Origin of the sequence: Streptomyces sp. SID14478, from assembly GCF_010548525.1 — a bacterium.
Classification (GTDB): Bacteria; Actinomycetota; Actinomycetes; order Streptomycetales; family Streptomycetaceae; genus Streptomyces.
Window position 1 is genome coordinate 1 of record NZ_JAAGMG010000396.1, and the last position, 3288, is coordinate 3288.

General features: G+C 72.4%; 3 protein-coding genes and 1 pseudogene. 3 read left to right on the forward strand and 1 reads right to left on the reverse strand.

Annotated elements, in window-relative coordinates:
* Window positions 1-349 (reverse strand): annotated as a pseudogene (locus tag G3I40_RS13130) (SGNH/GDSL hydrolase family protein); the annotation flags it as partial.
* A 256-nt stretch (window positions 350-605) separates the two neighbouring features.
* Here G3I40_RS13130 and G3I40_RS13135 point away from each other — a divergent pair.
* Genes G3I40_RS13135 through G3I40_RS13145 form a run of 3 tightly spaced genes read left to right on the forward strand, consistent with a single transcriptional unit; the run spans window position 606 to window position 3099 of the window.
* Window positions 606-1082 (forward strand): MarR family transcriptional regulator, encoded by a 477-nt coding sequence (locus tag G3I40_RS13135; protein ID WP_164302343.1) that lies wholly within the window; start codon window positions 606-608, stop codon window positions 1080-1082.
* The gene (locus tag G3I40_RS13140) at window positions 1079-2470 is read left to right on the forward strand and encodes an MFS transporter (protein WP_239091704.1); all 1392 of its coding nucleotides are present in this window, start codon (window positions 1079-1081) and stop codon (window positions 2468-2470) included. Before G3I40_RS13135 ends, G3I40_RS13140 begins: the two co-directional genes overlap by 4 nt.
* 47 nt (window positions 2471-2517) lie before the next feature.
* Window positions 2518-3099 (forward strand): hydrolase, encoded by a 582-nt coding sequence (locus G3I40_RS13145; protein WP_164302344.1) that lies wholly within the window; start codon window positions 2518-2520, stop codon window positions 3097-3099.
* Window positions 3100-3288 lie beyond the last annotated feature (189 nt).

Here is a 3288-nt window from a genome sequence, read left to right on the forward strand (position 1 = left end):
ACCGCAGCACGCGGTCGGAGGCCGGATCGACGGCCGTGGCGGGACCGCCCGCAGCGGGCCGGGCGACGTGCGCCGCGCCGATCGCCAGCGGCGCCGTACCGAACTCGTTGGTGAAGCGGACACGCACCGTGCGTCCCGCGACGCTGGTGTGGACGATCTGCCGCAGCGTCTGGTCCTGGAACGCCGTGGTGTCGGAGGCGGGCGCGGTGGTCGGCGCGGCCGCCCAGGTGCCGGTGAATGCGGGTCCCGCGCCGTGCGCGGAGGTGGGCAGGGCGACGGCGGCAAGCAGTCCCGCGAGGGGGAGGGCCAGCACGGCGAGGGGTCGACTGAGCCGGGGGCGTCTTCGCATGGGTGTCGTTCCTTCCTGGAGGAGAGGAGGTCGGCGCGTCGGAACGTAAGGGTGGGGCGAGGGTCCGTCAATGGGTCGACAGGGACGCGCCGTGACGAGGTGATCAATCTGGAGTGCCCCGAGGATCCCGCGGGCTGGGTGACCGAGTTACGGGAGCCGATCCAGTGAGCCTCCGCTAACAAGACAGCCCAGGGTGTGCAGCCTGAAGTGTGCACCCTAGGTTGCACAGCCTAGGCTGTCGATCTACTGTGGAGGCATGACCGACAACGAAGAACCCCTCTCCCCGGAAGCCGTCCAGGCCGCCGGGGACATCTGGGTGCTGTTCAGCCGACTGCGCCGCAAGCTGCGCTCGCTGGAGAACCTGGAGGGGACCGTCGGCCGCGAAGGGGAGGTGGAGCTCTCGCCCGGACAGGCGTCCGTCCTCGCCCGTCTCGACCGGCTGGGGCCCTCGTCCGCCAGCGACCTGGCGGCCGTGGAGGGTGTACGGCCGCAGTCCATGGCCAAGACCGTCATCTCCCTGGAGCAGGCCGGGCTCGTCGTGCGCAGCCAGGATCCCGACGACGGGCGCCGTCAGCTCGTCACCCTCACCGAGCGGGGCCTGGAGCGCCGGCGCGGTGACCAGCTGGCGCGGCGGGTGTGGCTCGCCCGCGCCCTGCAGGACCACGGCACCCAGGAGCAACTGCAGGCCGTCATCACGGCCATGAAGCTGATCGACGAGGTGACCCAGGCATGACCCGGCTCGCCGAGCGCATACGCAGCGCGCGCACGGCCGACCCGAACGGCTTCGACCGCCGCCTCGTCGTCCCCATGGTCCTGGGTTCGGTCCTGAACCCCATCAACTCCTCGATGCTCGCGGTCGCCCTGATCCCCATCGGCCGCGCCTTCGGCGCCCCGCCGTCGCAGACCGCCTGGCTCGTCACGGGCCTCTACCTCGCCACCGCCGTCGGCCAGCCCGTCATCGGCCGGCTCGTCGACGCGTTCGGTGCCCGCCGCCTCTACCTCGCGGGCACCGCGCTGGTCGGCCTCGGCGGCCTGCTCGGCATGCTCGCCCCGAACCTGTGGGTCCTCGTCGCCTCCCGCGTCCTGCTCGGCTTCGGCACATCCGCCGCCTACCCGGCATCCATGTCGCTGCTGCGCGCCGAGTCGGACCGCACGGGCATGAAGAGCCCCGCCGGGATCCTGGCCATGCTGTCCATCTCGGCCCAGGTCATCGTCGTCATCGGCCCGACGCTCGGCGGGCTGCTGATCGGCGCGGGCGGCTGGCACCTGATCTTCGGGGTGAACGTCCCCCTGTCGGTGGCCTGCCTCGTCCTCGGCGCGCTGTGGCTGCCGAAGAGCGCCAAGTCGGCCCGCTCCGACACCCGCACCGACGTGCCGGGCATGATCCTCTTCGCGGCTTCCCTGACCGCCTTCATGCTCTTCCTGACCGACCCGGGCGTCGCCCGCTGGTACCTGCCGGTGCTCGGCGCGGCCGCCGGATTCTGGTTCGTACGGCGGGAGCTGGGCGTCGACGGGCCCTTCGTCGACCTGCGCGTCCTCGGCGGCAACGCCCCGCTGCTCACCACCTACGGCCGACAGCTCCTCGCGTACATCACTTCCTACGCGTTCCTCTACGGCTACACGCAGTGGCTCCAGGAGGGGCGCGGCCTGAGCGCCTCCCAGTCCGGGCTGCTCCTGCTGCCGATGTCCGTGGTGGCCATCGCCGTCACCGCTCTGACCGGCCGCCGCCCGCAGGTCCGCGGCAAGCTCGTGGTCGGCGCCGTCGCCCAAGTGCTGGGCTGCGCCGCCCTGTTGCTCCTCGCGTCCGACAGCCCGATCTGGCTCCTGGTGATCGTCGGCGCCCTCTTCGGCGTCCCGCAGGGCCTGATCGGACTCGCCAACCAGAACGCCCTGTACGCGCAGGCCGACCCGGCCCGCATGGGCTCGTCCGCCGGTCTGCTGCGCACCTTCACCTACCTGGGCGCGCTGCTCGCCTCCGCGGCGAACGCCGTCTTCTTCCGGGGCGGCGCCACCAGCGCCGGCCTCCACTCCATGGCCTGGCTGCTGCTCGCCATCGCCGGGCTGTTCCTGATCGGGTGCCTCGTCGACCGCTCGCTGCGGCGCGTCGGCCGCGAGACGTGACCCCGCTGGAAATCCGCACCACCCTCTTGTCCGAAAGGTGTTCCACCATGCCCGTCACCACCCTCGACCCCAAGACCGCGCTCGTCGTCATCGATCTGCAGAACGGCGTCATCGGCATCCCCGGCGCGCCCCACACCACGGACGACGTCCTGGAGCGCACCGTCCGCCTCGCCGACGACTTCCGTGCGAAGGGCCTGCCGGTCGTCCTCGTCCGCGTGTCCCTGGCCGCCGACGGCTCCGACGCGATGCCCGGCCGTACCGAGGCGGCGGGCCGCACCGGGACCCCGCCCGAGGGCTGGGACCGGATAGTCGACGCCCTCGCCGGGCACCCCGAGGACATCGTCGTCACCAAGCGGAACTGGTCCGCGTTCTACGGCACCGACCTGGACCTGCACCTGCGCCGGCGCGGTGTCACCCAGATCGTGCTGACCGGCGTCGCCACCAGCATCGGCGTCGAGTCCACGGCCCGTGCCGCCCACGAGCACGGCTACCACGTCACGCTCGCCACGGACGCCATGACCGACATGGACGCCGAGGCGCACCGCGGCAGCATCGAGCGGATCTTCCCGCGCCTCGGGGAGACCGGCACGACGGACGACATCCTGAAGGTGCTGGCCGAGCGCCACTGAGCGCGGAGGGTGCCGGCCACCTTCTTCGTCCTTCTCCCATGACAGCGGCGCGGGCCCTCGGGCCCGCGCCGTTGGCTATGCCGTGGGCCGGGCGATCCGGTCCAACCACTCGCGCAGCAGCGCCAGTTCGGCCGTGCTCAAGGCTTCGGTGCCCGGCAGGGCGGCGCGCAGGGCGACCGCCGCGCCGAC